At 64.0% G+C, this 18,898-nt stretch carries 19 protein-coding genes; 6 read left to right on the forward strand and 13 right to left on the reverse strand.

Going from position 1 to position 18,898, the window contains the following annotated elements; all coding sequences use genetic code 11:
- Positions 1-60: 60 nt before the first annotated feature.
- Positions 61-1,329 carry a NupC/NupG family nucleoside CNT transporter gene (locus ACVJGD_RS12070; RefSeq protein WP_456634550.1) on the forward strand — a complete coding sequence of 423 codons (1,269 nt, stop codon included), beginning with the start codon at positions 61-63 and terminating at the stop codon, positions 1,327-1,329.
- 115 nt (positions 1,330-1,444) lie between these two features.
- Here the strand turns inward: ACVJGD_RS12070 and ACVJGD_RS12075 are convergent, their stop codons facing one another.
- Positions 1,445-1,978 (reverse strand): cupin domain-containing protein, encoded by a 534-nt coding sequence (locus ACVJGD_RS12075; protein WP_456634551.1) that lies wholly within the window; start codon positions 1,976-1,978, stop codon positions 1,445-1,447.
- A 90-nt stretch (positions 1,979-2,068) separates the two neighbouring features.
- Positions 2,069-2,359: an usg protein gene (locus tag ACVJGD_RS12080; RefSeq protein WP_456634552.1), complete on the reverse strand. Its 291-nt coding sequence runs from the start codon at positions 2,357-2,359 to the stop codon at positions 2,069-2,071.
- Between the two features lie 390 nt (positions 2,360-2,749).
- On the opposite strand from ACVJGD_RS12080, the gene groES reads away from it, so the two are divergent.
- The 3 genes from groES (at position 2,750) to ACVJGD_RS12095 (ending at position 5,194) form a co-directional block, all read left to right on the forward strand.
- Positions 2,750-3,064 carry a co-chaperone GroES gene (gene groES / locus ACVJGD_RS12085; protein ID WP_028166314.1) on the forward strand — a complete coding sequence of 105 codons (315 nt, stop codon included), beginning with the start codon at positions 2,750-2,752 and terminating at the stop codon, positions 3,062-3,064.
- Positions 3,065-3,105: 41 nt separating this feature from the next.
- On the forward strand, positions 3,106-4,737 hold the full coding sequence (groL, locus tag ACVJGD_RS12090) for a chaperonin GroEL (protein WP_456634553.1): 1,632 nt from the start codon (positions 3,106-3,108) through the stop codon (positions 4,735-4,737).
- A 169-nt stretch (positions 4,738-4,906) separates the two neighbouring features.
- Positions 4,907-5,194, forward strand: coding sequence for a GIY-YIG nuclease family protein (locus tag ACVJGD_RS12095; protein ID WP_456634554.1), 288 nt, complete (start codon positions 4,907-4,909; stop codon positions 5,192-5,194).
- 183 nt (positions 5,195-5,377) lie between these two features.
- Here ACVJGD_RS12095 and ACVJGD_RS12100 read toward each other — a convergent pair whose 3' ends face one another.
- From ACVJGD_RS12100 to ACVJGD_RS12140, 9 genes are all read right to left on the reverse strand, one after another.
- Positions 5,378-6,142, reverse strand: coding sequence for a substrate-binding periplasmic protein (locus tag ACVJGD_RS12100; protein ID WP_456634555.1), 765 nt, complete (start codon positions 6,140-6,142; stop codon positions 5,378-5,380).
- Between the two features lie 8 nt (positions 6,143-6,150).
- On the reverse strand, positions 6,151-6,498 hold the full coding sequence (locus ACVJGD_RS12105) for a c-type cytochrome (RefSeq protein ID WP_456634556.1): 348 nt from the start codon (positions 6,496-6,498) through the stop codon (positions 6,151-6,153).
- Positions 6,499-6,563: 65 nt separating this feature from the next.
- The gene (locus tag ACVJGD_RS12110) at positions 6,564-8,234 is read right to left on the reverse strand and encodes an outer membrane protein assembly factor BamB family protein (protein ID WP_456640234.1); all 1,671 of its coding nucleotides are present in this window, start codon (positions 8,232-8,234) and stop codon (positions 6,564-6,566) included.
- Between the two features lie 701 nt (positions 8,235-8,935).
- Positions 8,936-10,099, reverse strand: coding sequence for a DUF2778 domain-containing protein (locus ACVJGD_RS12115; RefSeq protein ID WP_456634557.1), 1,164 nt, complete (start codon positions 10,097-10,099; stop codon positions 8,936-8,938).
- 429 nt (positions 10,100-10,528) lie between these two features.
- Entirely contained in the window at positions 10,529-11,224 is a 696-nt protein-coding gene (locus ACVJGD_RS12120) for a DUF899 family protein (RefSeq protein WP_456634558.1), read from the reverse strand.
- A 218-nt stretch (positions 11,225-11,442) separates the two neighbouring features.
- On the reverse strand, positions 11,443-12,945 hold the full coding sequence (locus ACVJGD_RS12125) for a glycosyltransferase family 39 protein (protein ID WP_456634559.1): 1,503 nt from the start codon (positions 12,943-12,945) through the stop codon (positions 11,443-11,445).
- A gap of 7 nt (positions 12,946-12,952) precedes the next feature.
- Positions 12,953-14,086 (reverse strand): glycosyltransferase family 2 protein, encoded by a 1,134-nt coding sequence (locus ACVJGD_RS12130; RefSeq protein WP_456640235.1) that lies wholly within the window; start codon positions 14,084-14,086, stop codon positions 12,953-12,955.
- Between the two features lie 348 nt (positions 14,087-14,434).
- Positions 14,435-14,632: a hypothetical protein gene (locus ACVJGD_RS12135; RefSeq protein ID WP_456634560.1), complete on the reverse strand. Its 198-nt coding sequence runs from the start codon at positions 14,630-14,632 to the stop codon at positions 14,435-14,437.
- Positions 14,633-14,724: 92 nt separating this feature from the next.
- Positions 14,725-15,084 (reverse strand): hypothetical protein, encoded by a 360-nt coding sequence (locus ACVJGD_RS12140; RefSeq protein ID WP_456634561.1) that lies wholly within the window; start codon positions 15,082-15,084, stop codon positions 14,725-14,727.
- A gap of 137 nt (positions 15,085-15,221) precedes the next feature.
- Here ACVJGD_RS12140 and ACVJGD_RS12145 point away from each other — a divergent pair, with 137 nt between their 5' ends.
- Together ACVJGD_RS12145 and ACVJGD_RS12150 are read left to right on the forward strand one after the other, a co-directional pair.
- The gene (locus ACVJGD_RS12145) at positions 15,222-16,037 is read left to right on the forward strand and encodes a DUF72 domain-containing protein (protein ID WP_456634562.1); all 816 of its coding nucleotides are present in this window, start codon (positions 15,222-15,224) and stop codon (positions 16,035-16,037) included.
- Positions 16,038-16,049: 12 nt separating this feature from the next.
- Entirely contained in the window at positions 16,050-16,511 is a 462-nt protein-coding gene (locus ACVJGD_RS12150) for a DUF488 domain-containing protein (RefSeq protein WP_456634563.1), read from the forward strand.
- Positions 16,512-16,631: 120 nt separating this feature from the next.
- Here ACVJGD_RS12150 and ACVJGD_RS12155 read toward each other — a convergent pair whose 3' ends face one another.
- Both ACVJGD_RS12155 and ACVJGD_RS12160 read right to left on the reverse strand, forming a co-directional pair.
- Positions 16,632-17,546 carry a PhzF family phenazine biosynthesis protein gene (locus ACVJGD_RS12155; RefSeq protein ID WP_456634564.1) on the reverse strand — a complete coding sequence of 305 codons (915 nt, stop codon included), beginning with the start codon at positions 17,544-17,546 and terminating at the stop codon, positions 16,632-16,634.
- A gap of 9 nt (positions 17,547-17,555) precedes the next feature.
- On the reverse strand, positions 17,556-18,869 hold the full coding sequence (locus ACVJGD_RS12160) for an adenylate/guanylate cyclase domain-containing protein (protein WP_456634565.1): 1,314 nt from the start codon (positions 18,867-18,869) through the stop codon (positions 17,556-17,558).
- Between the last annotated feature and the right edge of the window lie 29 nt (positions 18,870-18,898).

The following is an 18,898-nucleotide window of genomic DNA, read 5'->3' on the forward strand; positions in this document are numbered from 1 at the left end:
GAACGAAGCGGCATTGCACTTGCAGATCGTGCTGCCATAATCGTTCGGGAGATCTTGTGAATGTTACAACTGCAATCGGCGTTCGGCGTGGTGGCGCTGCTGGCGATCGCCTGGGCGTTCAGCGAGAAGCACCGCGCGGTGTCGATCCGGCAGGCGATCGTCGGACTGGTGGTGACGCTGGTCACCGCGCTGGTGCTGATCAAGGTGCCGCTGGTGGCAACGGCGTTCGGCGCGATCAACGAGGCCGTCGGCGTCATCGCCGCCGCCTCGCGCGCCGGCACCTCCTTCGTGTTCGGCTATCTCGGCGGCGCGCCGCTGCCGTTCGACCTCAAGGCACCGGGCGCGGACTTCATCCTCGCCTTCCAGGCGCTGCCGATCGTGCTGGTCATGAGCGTGTTGACCACGCTTCTGTTCTATTGGCGCGTGCTGCCGCCGATCGTGCGCGGCATGGCCTGGCTGCTCGAGCGGACGCTCGGCGTCGGCGGCGCGGTCGGGCTCTCCACCGCCGCCAATATCTTCCTCGGCATGGTGGAAGCGCCGCTGTTCATCCGGCCCTATCTTGCGCAGCTCACCCGCTCCGAATTGTTCCTGGTGATGACGGGCGGCATGGCCGGGATCGCCGGCACCGTGCTGGTGCTCTACGCTACCCTGCTCGCGCCGCTGATCCCGGACGCCGCCGCGCATTTCGTCATCGCCTCCGTGCTAGGGGCGCCGGCGGCGATCCTGGTGAGCCTGATCATGGTCCCGGAGACGTCCGATCAGCGCACCGGCGGGTCGCTCGGCGATCCCGGAGTCGCTAGCGATCCCGAAATGCACGCGTCCTCGACGATGGACGCCATCGTCAAGGGCACCGCGGCCGGGCTCGAACTGCTGCTCCACATCGTCGCGATGCTGCTGGTGCTGGTAGCGCTGGTCTATCTCGTCAACGCGATCCTCGGGATCCTGCCGGAAATCGGCGGCGCCAGGATCTCCTTGCAGCGCCTGCTCGGCTACGTCATGGCGCCGGTGTGCTGGCTGATGGGCCTGCCGTGGTCGCAGGCCATCACGGCGGGCAGCCTGATGGGCACCAAGACGGTGCTGAACGAATTGATCGCCTATGTCGATCTGTCGAACCTTCCCACCGACGCGCTGGATCCGCGCTCGCGCCTGATCATGCTCTATGCGATGTGCGGCTTCGCCAATTTCGCCAGCCTCGGCATCATGATCGGCGGCCTCAACACCATGGCGCCGACGCGGCGCGAGGAGATCAACGCGCTCGGGCTGAAGTCGATCGTATCGGGCACGCTGACGACATGCCTGATGGGCGCGATCGTGGGGGTGTTGACCTGACCTGTCATTCCGAGGCGCGCGCAGCGCGAGCCCGGAATCCATTCCACCACTTGCGCCTGCGGCCCGATGGATTCCGGGTTCGATGCTTCGCATCGCCCCGGAATGACAGTGGTGGTTACGTCGTCAATTCCACCGTCTTGAATTCAGCCGGCAGGATGATCTCGAGCAGTTCGACATCATCGGAATAATCGAGGATCATGTGCCTGATCTTCGGCGGCTGGGTCCAGGCGCTGCCCTCTCGCATCAGAGTCTCGCCCTGCCCTTCCATGTAGGTCTTCACCCAGCCCCTGAGCACGTAGACCATCTGGAATTGCACGTCATGGTAATGCAGCTTTGACACCTCTTCCGGATTGCACGGTCCGACCAGCCGGATCACATGCGCCTGCGCCAGCCCGTGCGTGGCGTCGGCAATGCCGAGGTCGCGGTATTGCGCGTAAGCGCGCAGCCCGTCCGCCTTGAAATCCTCTTCGCGATGATGGCTGACGGCTATGCGCTGTTTCGGCCGCGCCTTGTGCGCCGCCTTGGATACGCGGCCCTTGGACTTGATCGCCTTGCGGGCGGTGGATTTGGCGGCGGTCTTGTGGCCGGTCCACTTCTTCCGGACCGCCGTCTTGGCTGCGGGTCTTGATGCCGGCTTCTGCTTGGCCATGGCGTGCCTCCCTGTTGCAGGCGTCCGCGACGCGGACGCGTCAAAGGAAGGTTATCACCGTTCCCCCCGACGGCAATTGCCGATGCACCTTCAATGCAGGCGGAAGACGCCGTCGACCGCGCGCAGCTCGGTCGGCTTGATCAGCTTGGAATGCGCGACGGTCACCGAGTGCAGCGGCCCCTCGAGCTTCTCCTGCCAGAAGACGAGGAAATCCTGCAGCGCCGGGAATTTCGGGAAGAGATCGTAGTTCTGCCAGACGTAGGTCTGCAGCAGCGAGGGATGGTCCGGCATCCGGTAGAGGATCTGCGCCGTCGTCAGCCCGTAACCCAGCATCTGCTTCCGGAAATCGTCGGAAACAACCCCACCAACCCGCGAGACCATATGCCAACCCTCCACTTTCGAAGGAGCGCATTTCACGGGATGGCTTTCCTGCCGGAGCCACCCCGGCGGAGATGCGCTCACATGAGAGAAATGTGACGCATGCGACCAACGCATCACAAGTCTAAATGTTTAACGGACTGTTGAAAAATCGTGCGTTAGCAGCAACTTAGCGCATGTGCTAATATGACCTCGCCGGTCGATCTCTGGCCAGGTTAATGATGATAAGCGATACTGGCAGGCGGCACTTCCGAGTGCCAATTTTTCTGCTACAAGCCCTTGCCCCCACGCAAAGTCTGGCCTATTTCCATCGCGGGCTGGCTTAGCACTCGCTTGGCTAGACTGCTAATACCCCAAAATTCTACAGCATCCACAATAGCTTAGGAGGACTGCATGAGTTTCCGTCCGCTTCACGACCGCGTCGTGGTCAAGCGCATCGACGCCGAAGAGAAGACTGCAGGCGGCATCATCATTCCCGACACTGCCAAGGAAAAGCCCTCCCAGGGCGAAGTCGTCGCCGTCGGCCCGGGCGGCCGCGACGAGGCTGGCAAGCTGATCCCGATCGACCTCAAGGTTGGCGATCGCGTCCTGTTCGGCAAGTGGTCCGGCACCGAGGTCAAGATCGACGGCCAGGAGCTGTTGATCATGAAGGAAAGCGACATCATGGGCGTCCTCGACGTCCCCGCTTCCAAGAAGAAGGCGGCCTAAGGCCCTCCCTCCCAGGATAAATCCCTCAAGGAAAAACACACATGGCAGCTAAAGAAGTCAAATTCTCCGTCGAGGCGCGCGACAAGATGCTGCGCGGCGTCGACATCCTCGCCAATGCGGTGAAGGTCACCCTCGGCCCGAAGGGCCGCAACGTCGTGCTCGACAAGTCGTTCGGCGCTCCCCGCATCACCAAGGACGGCGTCACCGTCGCCAAGGAGATCGAGCTCGACGACAAGTTCGAGAACATGGGCGCCCAGATGGTGCGCGAAGTCGCTTCCAAGTCCGCTGACGCGGCCGGCGACGGCACCACCACCGCCACCGTGCTGGCCCAGGCGATCGTGAAGGAAGGCGCCAAGTCGGTCGCCGCCGGCATGAACCCGATGGACCTGAAGCGTGGCATCGACCTTGCGGTCGAGGCTGTGGTTGCGGACCTGCAGAAGAACTCCAAGAAGGTCACCTCCAACGACGAGATCGCCCAGGTCGGCACCATCTCCGCCAACGGCGACGCCGAGATCGGCAAGTTCCTCTCCGACGCCATGAAAAAGGTCGGCAATGAGGGTGTGATCACCGTCGAGGAAGCCAAGTCGCTGGAGACCGAGCTCGACGTCGTCGAGGGCATGCAGTTCGACCGCGGCTACATCTCGCCCTACTTCGTCACCAACGCCGACAAGATGCGCGTTGAGATGGACGACGCCTACATCCTCATCAACGAGAAGAAGCTCTCCTCGCTGAACGAGCTGCTGCCGCTGCTCGAGGCCGTGGTGCAGACCGGCAAGCCGCTCGTCATCGTCGCTGAAGACGTCGAAGGCGAAGCCCTCGCCACCCTGGTCGTGAACCGCCTGCGTGGCGGCCTGAAGGTCGCGGCCGTCAAGGCTCCGGGCTTCGGCGATCGCCGCAAGGCCATGCTGCAGGACATCGCGATCCTGACCGGCGGCCAGGCGATCTCGGAAGATCTCGGCATCAAGCTCGAGAACGTCACGCTGCAGATGCTCGGTCGCGCCAAGAAGGTGATGATCGACAAGGAGAACACCACGATCGTCAACGGCGCCGGCAAGAAGGCCGACATCGAGGCGCGCGTGGCCCAGATCAAGGCGCAGATCGAGGAGACCACCTCGGACTACGACCGTGAGAAGCTGCAGGAGCGTCTGGCCAAGCTTGCGGGCGGCGTCGCGGTGATCCGCGTCGGCGGCGCGACCGAGATCGAGGTCAAGGAGCGCAAGGACCGCGTTGATGACGCGATGCATGCGACCCGTGCGGCGGTCGAGGAAGGCATCGTTCCGGGCGGCGGCGTCGCCCTGCTCCGTGCCTCCGAGCAGCTCAAGGGCCTGCGCACCAAGAACGACGACCAGAAGACCGGCGTCGAGATCGTGCGCAAGGCGCTGTCGGCTCCGGCCCGCCAGATCGCGATCAACGCGGGTGAAGACGGCTCGGTCATCGTCGGCAAGATCCTCGAGAACAAGGCCTACGCTTATGGCTTCGACTCGCAGACCGGCGAATACGCCGACCTCGTCAAGAAGGGCATCATCGACCCGACCAAGGTCGTGCGCACCGCGATCCAGAACGCGGCGTCGGTGGCAGCTCTGCTGATCACCACCGAGGCGATGGTCGCCGAGCTGCCGAAGAAGAACGCAGGCGGCCCCGCAATGCCTCCGGGCGGCGGCATGGACTTCTGAGGTCCGACGTCGCTTCGCCAAGCGATCCACCAAATGCAAAACCCCGGCAGCAATGCCGGGGTTTTTGTTTTATGACGATGCTTGATCTTCTTCATGAGCCAGCCGTACCATCCGGTGTCATTCCGGGGCGCGCGAAGCGCGAGCCCGGAATCCATTTCACGGCTCGCTCATGGCTTATTACGTCTACCTGCTCGCAAGCAAGAAATACGGCACACTGTATCTCGGCGTGACCAACGACATCATTCGCCGCACTTATGAGCACAAGACCAAGGCTGTCCCCGGCTTCACCAAGCGATACACGGTGGACAAATTGGTCTGGTTCGAAATCTACGATGACCCGACTACAGCTATCACACGCGAGAAAGAACTGAAGAAGTGGCGAAGGGACTGGAAGATTCGGCTCATCGAGGAGAAGAATCCCGAGTGGATCGATCTTTATCCGGAAATTACGGCCTGAGTTCGCGGATGAATGGATTCCGGGCTCGCGCTTCGCGCGCCCCGGAATGACGAGAGACGAAAAACACTCTCCGCCGTCATTCCGGGGTGGCGCAAAGCGCCGAGCCCGGAATCCATTTCGCCGCTTGCGCAGAGCTATCCGCTCACGCGGGATCGCGAATATTCCGCGCGTCAGCAACTCATCTCATTTTGGCGGCCGTAGATCGACATCGTAGCGCGCGTAGATCCGGGCGAGCGTGCCGTCGGCCAGCAATGCCTCCAGCGCTGCGTCGATGCCCTGTCGCAGCTTCTCGTCCGGACTGAGCATCCCGACAGCGACATTCCAGTTCAGGTCCGGCTCGTCTTCGAAGCCAGGGATACGGCGGACGTGTGCATCGGGATGGGTGTGGTTGAACCAGCCGATTGCGGCGGGCGTGACCGCCGCCGCATCGATCTCGCCTTTGGCCAGCGCGTCCATGATGTCGTCCTCGAACGCGAATGGCGAGGTCCTGATCCCTCGCTTGCCAAGGATCACTGACACGATCGAGCCGACCTGCACGCCGACCCGCTGCCCCGGCCTCAACTCCGCCAGCGACGCGGCGGTGGAGCTGGCTCCAACCGCCAGCGCGACCCCGCTGCGGTGATAGGGCCGCGACATGCGTAGGCCCACCTCTGCCAGCACCGCGCGGTCGGCGATCGCATCGAGGATGACGTCGCAATCGGCGCGGCGATACTGGAAGCTGTTGATCACCCAGTGCTGTTCCAGCGAGACCTCGAGCCGCTTCGCCAGCTCCCTGGCGATCTCGACCTGGAACCCCGGAACGTCGCCGCGCCTGCTGGCGAACGGCAGCGCGTTGGGGTGGGCGCAGAGCGTCAGCGCACCGCGCTGGCGGATCGCTTCAAGCGAACGCGCCGTGGCATTGGCGGCGCCGCACAAGGCCAGCAGGCTTGCAAGAACGACACATCGCATCGCCGGCATCACTCGTCGAGCGCCCGGATGTAGGCCACGATCGCCATGATCTGGCTCTCCGAAAAGGCGCCGCCGAAGGCGGGCATGACGCCGGGCTTGCCCTTCCTGATCCGCTCCGCCAGAAAATTGTCGTCGCGGGTCGTGCCGGCGAGCTTCGGTCCCTTGCCTGCTGTGCGGCCGCCGTTCTGGTGGCAGAAGCCGCATGAGGTCGCGAACATTGTTCCACCCTCGATGTCGCTCTCCCTGGCCGACTGATCTTGATTTTGAGCCTGGCTCTGCTGCGCGCAGACGCCCAGGGGCCACGAGGACGGCAACAACAACGCCATGCCGGTGGCGAGAATGATTGATTTCGACATTCGCATCAGGATTGTAGCGGCGGGATGCAACCGCACCCCACCGCCTCGCCTCCCTGTTATTGTTGTTACTTCAGCGCAAACACGACGAGCGCACCGGCGTCCTTCGGCATGCTCTTGTAAGGTTCGCCGAACAGGGCCGGAAATTCATCGGCCACCATGCCGCCCCATCCGGCCGGCACCGCGATGTACTGCTTGCCGCCAGCGGTGTAGCTGATGATGCCGCCATTGTGGCCGACACCATTGTAATGCGACCACAATTCCGACCCGGTCTCGGCATTGTAGGCGTGCAGCACACCGCGCGAGTCCGGTACGAACACCAGATTGCCGCCCGTCGCGAGCACGCTCGCGAGCGGCGGCTCGCTGAAGGTGACCTCCCATTTCTTGTCGCCGGTGACGGGGTCGCGGGCACTGAGATGTCCGCGCGCCGGTCCGTCCGGCGGCGGGACGAGCTTGAAGTTGGCGCCGATGTTGAGTTGCGCCATCGGTTCGGTGATTGGCGTGGTCTTCACCACATCCACGTCCATGCACCATTCCTGTCCGATCTTGTACCAGAGGCCGGTCTTCGGGTTGTACGAGCCCGCGTTCCAACTGATGCCGCCGGCGATCGCCGGGCAGAGCGGCGAGCTCGTCGGGCCGAGCGACAGATCGCGCCGACCGATGAGTTCGCCGGTCTTCGGGTCGATATCCTTCACGAAGTTGATGTTCTTCGTGAGCCGCCATACGTTCTGTACCTTCCCGTTGGCGCGATCGTAGACGAAGACGAACCCGCCCTTGTTCGGATGCACGACGAGCTTGCGGCCGTCACGGTCGATCATCAGGAATTCACCGACCGCCGAGTCGAAGTCCCAGGCGTCGTGCGGCAGCTCCTGGTGATAGAACTTCAGCTTTCCGCTATCGGGATCGAGCGCGATGACCGAGGTGGTGTAGAGGTTGGTGCCTGGCCGCGGACCGCTTTTCTGCCAATCCGCGCCGGACCAGTCGTACAGCGGTGCGGGATTCGCCGTTCCCCACCAGATGGTGTTGCTCTCCGGATCGTAGCCGCCCGGCATCCAGGCGCCGCCGCCGCCGGTGCGCCATGATTCATTGCCCCACGTCGCCTTGGCGTCCTCGGTGCCGGCGACGGTGAAAAACTCCCATTTCTTCTTGCCGGTCTTGATATCGACGCCGAACAGCGGCCCGCGCGAGGTCCACTCGCCGCCCTGGCTGCCGATGATGACGGTGTCCTTCACCACCAGCGGCGCGCCGGTGAAGCCGACGGTGAGCTTCTTGGAATCGACCAGCCGCGTGTCCCACGCCGGCTTGCCGGTTTTCATGTCGAGCGCAATGAGCCGTCCGTCAACGGTGCCGACGAAGACCTTGCCATCGCCGAGCGCGACGCCGCGATTGTACGGCGAGTGCGTCTGCATCGCCACCAGCTCTTCGTCGAGCTCGGGGAAGTACGACCAGATGAGCTTGCCGGTCGCGCCATCGAGCGCGTAGACGCGACTGTAGGAGCCCGAATAGTACAGCACGCCGTCAGCCGCGAGCGGCATCGACTGCAGGCCGCGCGTCGAGCGCCCGGGCATATGGATCCACGCGACCTGAAGGTTTTTCACGTTGTCTGCGTTGATCTGATCGAGCGCGCTGTAGTGATACGACTTGTAGCCGCCATGGTAGGTCAGCCAATCGTTCGGACTCTGCTCGGCCGCCTGTAGACGGGCAGGATCAATCGCTGATGCAGGTGACGCAACAGCCATAACGGCCAGCGCAAGCGCCGCACAACTCGTAAGGTACTTGATACCGATTGCCATTGGATTCCTCCCCTTTGATTTTCATTTTGATTTTCATGTCACTGGAACTGCATCGGCGGTGAACCTTGCCGATCCGCTTGCCGCTTGCTTCTTGCAGCGGTTTCGTCCTCCCTCCTGCTATTGCTGACTTGTCTTGTTGCCGATTGTCGCCGCAACGCGCTCAGCTCTATGTTTCGGCGGGAAATCCGTTACGCGTGCGCGGCGGCACACTCAGGAGCAGGCCACGCCGATGCTCCTCTCAATCCTTGCGCTTCCGGTTATGGTCGCGACATATCCGTTCTGAGCAGGTCACTCGCGCGAAAGGCCGCTATTCGCCGCAGTCTTCGCGACTTCCTGTGGAGGCGGTGTTGTCCCTCCTCTCTATCCCTGGTTGATCAGACCGTACTCAAAAGACGATGTCGAAGTGCACCCATGGATGGAAAATAGCCTAGATTTCTCTCCCGAACTGTCAAGCTTCAACACGACCCCTGGGGCGCGGCCTTTTGTGTTCCCTGCCGAAAGCCGATCGTCTTGGACTGCTATCTCAAGCCTCGTGAAACGTCGATGGACCGCCCGCAGGCGGCCCATGGATTCCGGGCTCGATGCTTCGCATCGCCCCGGAATGACAAGCGGATAAGCTGAAATACAGATCAGATACGCTGTCCGCGTCACTGCACCTTCGCCAGCACCGCAAGCCGGCGGATACCCTTATTCCGGTATGCATCCAGGAACGCGTAGTAGTTCTTGAAGGAGACGCAGCCGTTGGAATCGCCGTTGGGTCCGAGCATGTAGGTGTGCGCGAGCAGGCCGGAGCGACCATAGATTTTGTCCTCGCCGCCGATCGGCGTCAGGCGCAGCGCGGGCACGCCGTGAAACAGCGCTTCGCGCGGCTTGAGCTCGTAGATGTGCGGCGGTGTCACGCCCTGCATGCGCACATGCGCATAGCGGACGTCGTCGATCTTGGAGCCGAGGCCGGAATGCGCTTCGAGCCGGGTGCCGTCCGGCAGATACACCGTTTTGGCGGCGATGTCGTAGACCGCGGTCTGGCGATCATAGGGCGGCGAGCCGCCGTTCATCGGGTTCTGGCTCAGCGTCGAGGGAATGCTGCCGGTGACGTTGGCATCCGCAGAGGCGAACGACAGCAGCGAGCCCGAGGACTCGCGCTTGCCCCAGAGCTTTTCGACGATCGACTGCCTCTCGCCTGAGGCGATCGACATCACCGCGGCCTTGGCGCGCGCCGCCATGTCGCGGACGGACCCGCCGGACGATTTTGCCGCGGACTTGATGTCGACGGGCGCGGTCGGCGTGTTGAGCGCGACCTGCAGCGAGGCCGCGGCCTCCTTCTTCGCGGCTTCAACCCCCTTCGGCGCAGCACCCGCCTTCGCTTCGGCGAGTTTGGCTGCGGCGGCCGGCTTCGACGCTTCCGCGATCTTCGGCGCTTCCGCCGGCGGCGCGGCCTCGGCCGCCCGTGACGCGACGCCCTCCGGAGAGGCGGCTGCAAACCTTTCGTTAAACATGATCGAAGCCGAGGAGGGCTCGGGCTTCGACAATGTCGGCGGCGGTGGCGGCAGCGACGCGAATACCTCGTTGAAGGCCGGCGTCGGACGCGCAGCGACCGCGGCCTCCCGCTTCATCACAGGCGCCTTATAGGCGGCCCTGTCCATCGAGGGATAGACGTTCGCCGCGAAGATGTTGGTGTAGACGGTCCAGGCGCAGCCGACCACGAGCCCCGCCACAGCGGCGCTGCCAATGAAATAGTGAGGGAGGACCTTCCGGGAAGATTTTTTGCGGGAGGGCGCCGCAAAGCCAAACGCACCGGTACTCGTACTCATTCGCCTTGCGTCCAGAACAGTTCCACTTCTTCCTCTTTGAGAGCGCGGGACAACTTCCGCCGGAGCGTCTCGCAGAGGCGCGGAGCGTCATTAAGGCGACTTTTAGTTAAATGCGGATTAAACGCGGGCAGATGTGAGGCGCGAGAAACGGCGGGGAATTTCCTTTTTGAATTACCCCGTAATATTGCCGAAATAAGGCACGATTTATCTCTGTCCCAAAGCGGGATTCGATTTGATTGGAAAGGCCGTCCGCAAGCTTTGTTCACCTCTCCCGCTTGCGGGAGAGGTCGGCGCACTCGGATCGGCGCTTCGCGCCGTCCGAGCACAGGCTCCGCGCCGGGTGAGGGCTCTCTCCACTCGGGGAGTCCCAACGCGGAAATACCCTCACCCCAGCCCTCTCCCGCAAGCGGGAGAGGGAGCGCAGCCCGCTCAGTAACTCAACTTCGGATACCAGTCCGTACCGCGGCCTTCGGGCGTGGTGTCGAGAATGGTCCAGAGCGGATCGATGTCGGGCGCGCCGCGCGGGTCCTGGCCGGGGTCGGCCATCTTCGGCCCCATCTCGCCGGACCAGAAATGGCGGATGGTGCCGTCGCGCCGCGTGAAGACGTTGTAGCCGGGCGCGTCGGCATCGGCCGCGCTGACGTAATCGCGCGTATAGTCTCCCGACATGTCGGAGAAAATCCTGTGCTGCGTCCAGCCGCGCGCCTTCTTCGCCGCGACCAGACGCTCGATCGGCGAGCGCGCCACGAACACGAAGGCGATGCGCTGCTCGACGTCGGGCAGCTTGGCTTCCCAGGTCCCCATGAACGAGGTGCACATCGGGCACGGCTTCTCACGCTGCGGCCCGAACATGTAGCTGTAGATCACAAGCGTCTGCTTGCCACCGAACAGCTCGGGCAAACCAACCTTGCCGCCCTCGCCGATGAACTCGTAAGCCTTCGTCACCTCGCCGCCCGGCGGCAAGGTCCGACGCAGCGCCGCGACACGCTCGATCTGGCGGCGCAGCTCGATCTCCTCGACGAGCAGGGCCTGGCGCGCCCGGCGATATTCCGTGCTCTCATTGGGATGGCGCGCGGTGTTGGTGGCAGCGAGCTCGGCGGCGGGTTTCAGGATGGAACTGGTCATGACGGAACCTCGCTGGTTGGCGACTTCTCGTAGAAGACGTTCCGGGAGGCGTAGAGACGACATGCTCGGCAAAAATTTCTGCTCGTCGTCACCCGCGAAGGCGGGTGACCCAGTATTCCACAGCGGTGATTGGAGACGAGGCGCCATTGCGTACTGGATACCTCGCATGCGCGGGGTATGACGCCATCTCTTGCGGGCGAGAACGTCCCCTTAGTGCGCTACTGCAGTTCCGGCGGCGGCGAGCGGTCGAAGACGTCGCCCTTCGGTCCCTGCAGGAGATCGAGCGCGTAGGTCTCGATCACGAGCGGGCCACGCTTGCGCTGCACCTCGGCGATCCTCTCCACATGGGAGAACATCTCCTTTGGGAATGGCGGGTCCTCGGGCCTGAATTCATGGACATAGAGCAGCTTTCCGGCAAGCTCAGCCGCGCTCGGCTCAGGCATGTTGACCCAGCGGATACGCTGGTCTTGCTGCGCGACACAGGTGCCCTGCGGCAGATAGAAGGCGAGCCAGGCCGTGGTGCCGTAGTCCGGGGCGAGCACGCAGCTCGCGCCGACACGCGCGCGTGCCGCTTCGATCTCCGCCGCCGTCTCGCGCCAGCCGACGCCGACGCTGCGCACGGTGGCATCGCGGCGATAGAGCGTGAGCACGCCGGTATTGGCCTGCACGATCAGCAGCACGAACATCACGATCCCGGTCGGCGCCGCCCAGCGCCGGCAGAAATCGGCAAGCCGCTGCCAGCGTCCTTCCCACGGCACGATCGTCGCCGCCACAGCAGCCGCGACCATGAAGGGCGGATACACCGGTGCGAACCAGTTGGCCTCGACCCGCGCATGCAGCGAATGCCAGACGAAATAGACGACGATGATCCAGAACAAGAGATTGACGAGCAGGCGCGAGGCGAAGGCACCCGTGCGTCGAAACGCAAGCGCATGCAGCCCCATCGCGCCGAGGATGAAGACCAGCGGCGTCGCGAACGCGATCTGGGTCGGGATCAGTTCGCCGATGAAGGCCGGCCTGAAATCCTCGATCCGCGCGCGCCCCATCTGCTTGATGAAGGAGACCCAGTGGTGGTCGGCGTTCCAGAGGATGACGGGTGCGAACATCAACAGCGCGACCAGGCCGCCGAGATAGAGCCAGGGCGACAGGAGCCAGCGCCGCAGCTTCGGCACCGCGGCGAGCCAGATCAGGATCGCCGGGCCGAAGAACAGGGCGGTGTATTTTGACAGAAGCGCGGCGCCGGCGGCGGCGCCGACCGCAAGCCACCATGCGCCCTGCCCGGTCTGAAGCACCTTGGCCAGCGCGAACAGCAAGAGGCTTGCGGAGACCAGAAGCGGCGCATCCGGGGTCACGATCATGGTGCCGACCGCGGCCAGCAAGGTGGCGTTGAGCAGGATCACAGCACTCGCCGCCACGCGCGGGCCGCCGAACAGGATCTCGGCCGAGCGATAGACCGCCCAGCTCATCGGCAGCGCCAGCAGAATCGAGACCAGCCGCACGCCGAGTTCGGTATCGCCGGCGATCAGCGTGCCGGCACGGATCACCAGCGCAACCATCGGCGGATGGTCGTAATAGCCGCCGGCAAGACTCTTCGACCACATCCAGTAATAGGCTTCGTCGAAGGTGATCGGTGTAAGAGCGGCGGCGAGAAGCCGCAGCAGGACGAGCATGACGACCGTCACAGCGGTCGTGCGGACGAGACTCGCCTCGTTCGGATTCATGTCCCGATCATCGCTTGCGCCAGACGAACAGTCCGGACATCGCGTAGTTCCAAACCACGCCCATCAGCGCGCCGGCCGCGCCCGCGAGCCACCAGATCGGCTCCTGGTCATAGACCGAGAAGGCGACGCCGACATTGGCGAACAGGCCAACGCTGCAGACGAGGTAGAACAGCAAGAGGCCGCGCAAGATCGCAAAGCCCTTCAGCCGCTGGTCGCGATAGGTCAGGAAATTGTTCAGGATGAAGTTGCTGGTCATCGCGACGATCGCGCCGGTCGCCTGCGCCTCCGCAAACGGCGCGCCGAAGACTTCCAGCGCAACGAACAATGCGGCGAGATGCACGAGCAGGCCGAGCGAGCCGACCAGGCCGAACAGCACGAAGCGGAGCGAGATGACGTCATTCGTCAGCTTCGCCAGCACCAGCCCGAGGAAATCCAGCGCGACCATGGAATCGAGCTTGCTCTCGCCGTGCTGCCGCGAGCCGAACGTATAGGGTATCTCCACCGTACGCAGCTTGCCCTGCGCCGTGGCGACCACGTCGAGCAGGATCTTGAAGCCTTGCGTCGAGAGGTTCGGCGCCAGCTCCTCGAAGCGGTCGCGACGGATCGCGAAGAAGCCGCTCATGGGATCGGCGATGTCGACCCGCAGCAGGCGGCGCGCGATCTCGGTGGCGAAGGCGCTGGCGCCGGCGCGCTGCTTGTTGAACCCCTCGGCCCGGTAGCCCTCGATGTAGCGGCTGCCGAGCACGAGATCCGCCTGCCCGCTCCGCAACAGCTCGACCATCTTCGGCAGTTGCGTCTCGTCATGCTGCAGGTCGGCGTCCATCACCGCCGCATAGGGCGCGCTGGAGGCGAGGATACCCTCGATGCAGGCGCCCGAGAGCCCGCGCCGCCCGACCCGGCGGATGCAGCGGACGCGGGAATCCTGCCGCGCCAGGCCGCGCACCACCTCCCAGGTTCCGTCAGGAGAATTGTCGTCGACGAAGATGACCTCCCAGGGGATGCCGGCGAGCGTCGTCTCCAGTCGCCGGTACAGGACGGCGACGTTATCGCGCTCTTTGAAGGTGGGGACGACAACCGAAAGAAGTGGCAAACCAACGGCCTGCGACGGGATTTCGGGGCCCGGTTTGATGGCGTCATTCATGGCGGCCAAGCGTATATCCGCGCTGCCAGGCCGCGGGAAGCCCTAACGCCGGCCAGAATGCGGGAAAACGGGCCCGAAGGCGCCCGAAAATGCCAACGACCACGAACAACAGGCGCGCGTACATCCGGCGCTGCCTTGCTATTGCGTGGTCGTCCCAGCGCCAGAGCCCTTTCAGGCTGCGACGGCGCCGTTGCTAGCTAAATAGGAACCGTTGTGCGCTTCCGCAAGGGGCTACGCGGGCGCTCAGGCTAGAGCATTTTCGAGCGAAGTGGATACCGGTTCGCGTGAAGAAAACGCGTCAAAACAAGAATCTAGAGATTTGGTTCTGATCCAATCAGAACCAAATCTCTAGTTCGGGACCTCCCGAATCACCGGCCCCTTCGGGGCCGGCTCGGCGGGCGCCGGTTGCGCCGCCGCCGCGGGCTGCTGCGTCTCGGCCGGTTTGGGCTTGCCCATCTGCCCGATCGGCCCATAGACGACCGCCGCCCCCAGCACGATGACCGCGACGATGGCGCCCAAGAGGCCTCCGACCGATTGAGATTTCATACCCGATTATCCCGCAACTGGAACGCGATCGCCCGATCGCGCCATGACGGTTCCTGATATCATGAAAGACGCCGGTCGAGGAATAGGCCCGCCTACTTCGCCGCCGCCTTGCGTCGGACGAAAGCGGTGACGATGTCCTTCTGCGCTAGCTCGATGGCGCGGTTGGCGGTGGCGAGATGCGCGCTCGGGTCCTCGTTCGGGAATTGCTCGGTGAGAAAGCCGATCAGCGAGGCCCGGAAATTCTGCCGCTCCGAGGGACATGCGCCCGCCATCAGGGACGCGAACTCCTGGTCTGACATGGTCTTGTTGCTGTCGCGGGGATATTCGCGCGCGAGGCAATTCCAGTAGGCGTCGCGGCCGATCACGGCGAGCTTGTGCGCATCGTCGAGGTCGTCGTCGGCGATCGCGGCGGAGGATATCAAGACGAGAAGGGCCGCGATCATCATGCGCATGGTTGTTCTCCTTTTTGAGCGATCCTAGCGCGGAACGCGACGATCGATAAAGCTCGGACCAACCGCCGCTGGCGAACTGGCCAATCACGATTTATTTGACTAGTCTTGGCTGTCCCCCCTCACGATGAGTTCTTCTCGTGGCCAAAGCCCCAAAGAAAACTTCAGGCAGCATCTACATCGGCATCGGCGGCTGGACCTTCGAGCCGTGGCGCGGCGTGTTCTATCCGGAAAAACTCGCGCAATCGAAGGAGCTGTCCTATGCCGCCTCGAAGCTGACCTCGATCGAGATCAACGGCACCTATTACGGCTCGCAGAAGCCGGAGAGCTTCCGCAAATGGGCAAGCGAAGTCCCGGACGGATTCGTGTTCTCCGTGAAGGGCCCGCGCTTTGCGACCAACCGCCGCGTGCTGGCGGAGGCCGGCGATTCCATCAAGCGCTTCTATGATTCCGGCGTGCTGGAACTGGGCGACCGGCTCGGGCCGGTGCTCTGGCAATTCGCGCCGACCAAGAAATTCGACGGCGCCGATTTCGGCAAGTTCCTCGAGCTCTTGCCGCGCAAGCTCGACGGCCGCGCGCTGCGCCATGTGGTCGAAGTGCGGCACGACAGTTTCTGCGCGCCCGAATTCGTCGCGCTGATCCGCGAATTCCAGACGCCGGTGGTGTTCGCCGAGCACGGCAAATATCCGGCGATTGCCGACGTCGCCAGCGATTTCGTTTACGCGCGGCTGCAGAAAGGCAATGACGAGATCAAGACCTGTTACCCGCCGAAGCAGCTCGACGCCTGGGCCAAGCGGTTCGAGGAATGGGCCGGCGGCGGCGATCCGGACGACCTGCCCCATGTCGACAAGGCCAAGCCGAAGAAGGCGCCGCGCGACGTGTTCGCCTATGTGATCCACGAAGGAAAGGTGCGCGCGCCGGCCGGCGCGATGGAGTTGATCGAGCGCGTGAAGTGACTGGGATACGAGATGGCCAAAGCCAAGAAGCTCTTCACGATCGGCTACGAGCAGACACCCCCAAAGGCGGTGCTCGATGAGCTCGAGCAAGCCGGCGTGAAGCTTCTGGTCGATGTCCGGGCGGTAACGTCATCGCGCCGGCCAGGCTTCTCCAAGAAGCAGCTTGCAGCGGGGCTCGACGAGCGCGGCATCGCCTATGTCCATCTCGCGGCGCTCGGCACCCCGAAAGAGGGACGGCTTGCTGCGCGCAGCGGCCAGTACGAGGCGCTCCGCAAGATCTATGGAAAGCACCTGAAGACGTCGCAGGCGCAGGAAGAGCTCGACGAATTGTCGTCGCTGGTGAAGAAGGCGGGACCGGTGTGCCTGATGTGCTACGAGCGCGACCACACGCATTGTCACCGCCAGATGATCGCTGAGATCATCGAGGACCGCGACGGCGTGAAGGTGGAGAATTTGGTGGCGCCGCAGGTGTAAGTCGTCATTCCGGGGCGCGCGAAGCGCGAGCCCGGAATCCATTTCGCCGCGCGTTGTGCGGTAGGATGGATTCCGGGCCTGCGCCTGCGGCGCATCCCGGAATGACGGAGGGTGGGTGGATTACCCCTCCCCCTCCAACTCCAACGTCCCCTCCATCATCTTCACGCAGCCGCCGCCGACATGCACGGACGCGGCAACGCCGCCCCGCTTGTGGACGCGGGTGAGCAGGAGACTCGGCCGGCCCATGTCGACGCCCTGCCCGATGCGCAGCCGCAACTCGCCCTCGCGCGGTCCGTCGAGCTCGGCGAGGAATGCGGCGGCGGCCGCGGTGGCGCTGCCGGTGGCGGGATCCTCGGAGAGACCGCTCGAGCCGGGATGGAACATGCGCGCCTGCAGGTCGAGCGGCTGCTCGCTTGCGGGCACATCACGCGTATAGAAATAGACCGCATCGGAGCCGTCACACGGAAACGTCCGCGCGAACGCCGCGGCATCGGGCCGTGCCCGCTTCAGCGCATCGCGCGAGGCGAGCTCGACCATCAGGAACGGCAGCCCGACCGAGGCGATCTGCGGCGGATGCCGGTCCATCTTCACGTCACTCGCTGATAGCGACAGGCAGGCCGCGGCCTGTTCGGCATCGACGCGCGACATCAGCTTCAGCGGCTGCGGCGCGGTGAGCTCGGCGCCCGTGACCCTGCCCTGCCCGGCCAGGATCTCGACCGGCACGAGCCCAGCCTTCTCCTCAAATCTCAGCCGCTCCGGCGGCTTTTTCGCGAGCGTCGCCAGCACGAAGGCAGTGCCGACATTCGGATGGCCGGCGAAGGGGATTTCCGAGCGCACCGTGAAGATGCGGACCTGCGCGTCGTTTGTTCTGTCCTGCGGCGGCAGCACGAAGGTCGTCTCGGAATAGTTGAACTCGGTCGCGATCGCCTGCATCTGCGCGGTCGACAGGCCGGTCGCATCGAGCACCACGGCAAGCGGATTGCCGCCGAACGCGCGATCGGTGAAAACGTCCACGGTGATGTAGCGACGCTGCATAGATTCCTCCTATCCCAGTTGCCACACCGCAACGGGCTTCTCGTAGCCGCGGACCGGTACCTCGCCGCGCGGCACGGCATCGTGCGCCGCCTCGCCGATCGCCTCGCGCACTTCGGACGAGATCAGGAACTGCGAGTTGAGCTCCTTGTTGAGCGTCTCCAGCCGCGCGGCGAAATTCACGGTGTCGCCGATCACGGTATATTCCTTGCGCCTGGGCGAGCCGATACTGCCGGCGACGACCTCGCCGATATGGATGGCGATGCCGATACGCAGCGGCCAGCTCGTGGTCTCGTTGAATCGCGCATTGGCGATCAGCATCTCGCGCGCCGCGGCCACCGCCTGATGCGCGGCGTCGTCGGCTTCGAGCGGGGCGCCGAACAGTGCGAGGAAGCCGTCGCCCAAAAACTTGTTCACGATGCCGCCATGGCGGTCGAGGATATCGACCAGCACGGCAAAGGCACGGTCGAGCCGCTCGACCACTTCTTGCGGCGAGCGCTCCCGCGCGCCCGCGGTGAAGCTGCGGAAATCGACGAACATCACCGCGACACGGCGGATATCGCTGTCGGTCGAGGCGCCTTCCGTCATCAGCCGCTCGACCACCTGCGGCGAGACGTGCTGCCCGAACAGGTCGGTGATGCGGTCACGCGCGGTGGCGGCCGCGATGCTGGCCTCGAATTGCCGCCGCAACTGCATGCCGACCGCGCCCGCAAGCACGCCGCAGACCAGCAGGATCAAGCTGCGCGAAGCGTGATAGTACAGGTTAGGCTCCGGCGCGGTGTCGCCTGCCGGATGATAGAACATCGCCATGCAGAACAACTGCGCCGCTGCGACGAACCCGGTGAAGGCCGAGAGCCAGAAATCCAGCCGCAGCGTCGAGAGGATGATGAAGATGAAATAGATAAGCGGCCCGACGAAGCCGAGCGCTGCTTCCGAGCCCATGCTGTTGATCTGCAGCGCCAGCGCAACTGTCGGTATCGAGGTCTCGACCAGCGCGCCGAGATAGCGCCGGATCACCGGCAGGTCGCGCCCCTTGCGCATGTGCCGCGTGATCGCCCCATGCACCCACAGCTCGAACAGGATGAATGGCACGACGATTCCGTAAAGATAGAGCGGATTGAGGTTGCCGTGCCAGACCCGGCTCACCGCGTCGGGGGCGAACAGGTAGACGATGCCTGAGATCAGCGAGAGCAGCGCGACGGTCCCGATCAGCGCCTTGACCCGGAGCAGCTCGGTCGTCATCACTTCGCGCATCAATATCTGGTGGAATTCGGCCGATACAGCCGAAGCTTGCGCGTCTTTTTTCCTACCCCAGAATCTGGCCATGCTCGTGCCCTTCGTCGGGCGACTATAGC

It is taken from the genome of Bradyrhizobium sp. USDA 10063 (assembly GCF_054063735.1).

Bases quoted from the DNA above. Each gene is read 5' to 3' on its own strand.
- ACVJGD_RS12070 (WP_456634550.1), top strand. From the start codon at position 61: ATGTTACAACTGCAATCGGCGTTCGGCGTGGTGGCGCTGCTGGCGATC.
- ACVJGD_RS12075 (WP_456634551.1), bottom strand. From the start codon at position 1,978: ATGGCCAAGCAGAAGCCGGCATCAAGACCCGCAGCCAAGACGGCGGTC.
- ACVJGD_RS12080 (WP_456634552.1), bottom strand. From the start codon at position 2,359: ATGGTCTCGCGGGTTGGTGGGGTTGTTTCCGACGATTTCCGGAAGCAG.
- groES (WP_028166314.1), top strand. From the start codon at position 2,750: ATGAGTTTCCGTCCGCTTCACGACCGCGTCGTGGTCAAGCGCATCGAC.
- groL (WP_456634553.1), top strand. From the start codon at position 3,106: ATGGCAGCTAAAGAAGTCAAATTCTCCGTCGAGGCGCGCGACAAGATG.
- ACVJGD_RS12095 (WP_456634554.1), top strand. From the start codon at position 4,907: ATGGCTTATTACGTCTACCTGCTCGCAAGCAAGAAATACGGCACACTG.
- ACVJGD_RS12100 (WP_456634555.1), bottom strand. From the start codon at position 6,142: ATGCGATGTGTCGTTCTTGCAAGCCTGCTGGCCTTGTGCGGCGCCGCC.
- ACVJGD_RS12105 (WP_456634556.1), bottom strand. From the start codon at position 6,498: ATGTCGAAATCAATCATTCTCGCCACCGGCATGGCGTTGTTGTTGCCG.
- ACVJGD_RS12110 (WP_456640234.1), bottom strand. From the start codon at position 8,234: ATGGCTGTTGCGTCACCTGCATCAGCGATTGATCCTGCCCGTCTACAG.
- ACVJGD_RS12115 (WP_456634557.1), bottom strand. From the start codon at position 10,099: ATGAGTACGAGTACCGGTGCGTTTGGCTTTGCGGCGCCCTCCCGCAAA.
- ACVJGD_RS12120 (WP_456634558.1), bottom strand. From the start codon at position 11,224: ATGACCAGTTCCATCCTGAAACCCGCCGCCGAGCTCGCTGCCACCAAC.
- ACVJGD_RS12125 (WP_456634559.1), bottom strand. From the start codon at position 12,945: ATGAATCCGAACGAGGCGAGTCTCGTCCGCACGACCGCTGTGACGGTC.
- ACVJGD_RS12130 (WP_456640235.1), bottom strand. From the start codon at position 14,086: ATGAATGACGCCATCAAACCGGGCCCCGAAATCCCGTCGCAGGCCGTT.
- ACVJGD_RS12135 (WP_456634560.1), bottom strand. From the start codon at position 14,632: ATGAAATCTCAATCGGTCGGAGGCCTCTTGGGCGCCATCGTCGCGGTC.
- ACVJGD_RS12140 (WP_456634561.1), bottom strand. From the start codon at position 15,084: ATGCGCATGATGATCGCGGCCCTTCTCGTCTTGATATCCTCCGCCGCG.
- ACVJGD_RS12150 (WP_456634563.1), top strand. From the start codon at position 16,050: ATGGCCAAAGCCAAGAAGCTCTTCACGATCGGCTACGAGCAGACACCC.
- ACVJGD_RS12155 (WP_456634564.1), bottom strand. From the start codon at position 17,546: ATGCAGCGTCGCTACATCACCGTGGACGTTTTCACCGATCGCGCGTTC.
- ACVJGD_RS12160 (WP_456634565.1), bottom strand. From the start codon at position 18,869: ATGGCCAGATTCTGGGGTAGGAAAAAAGACGCGCAAGCTTCGGCTGTA.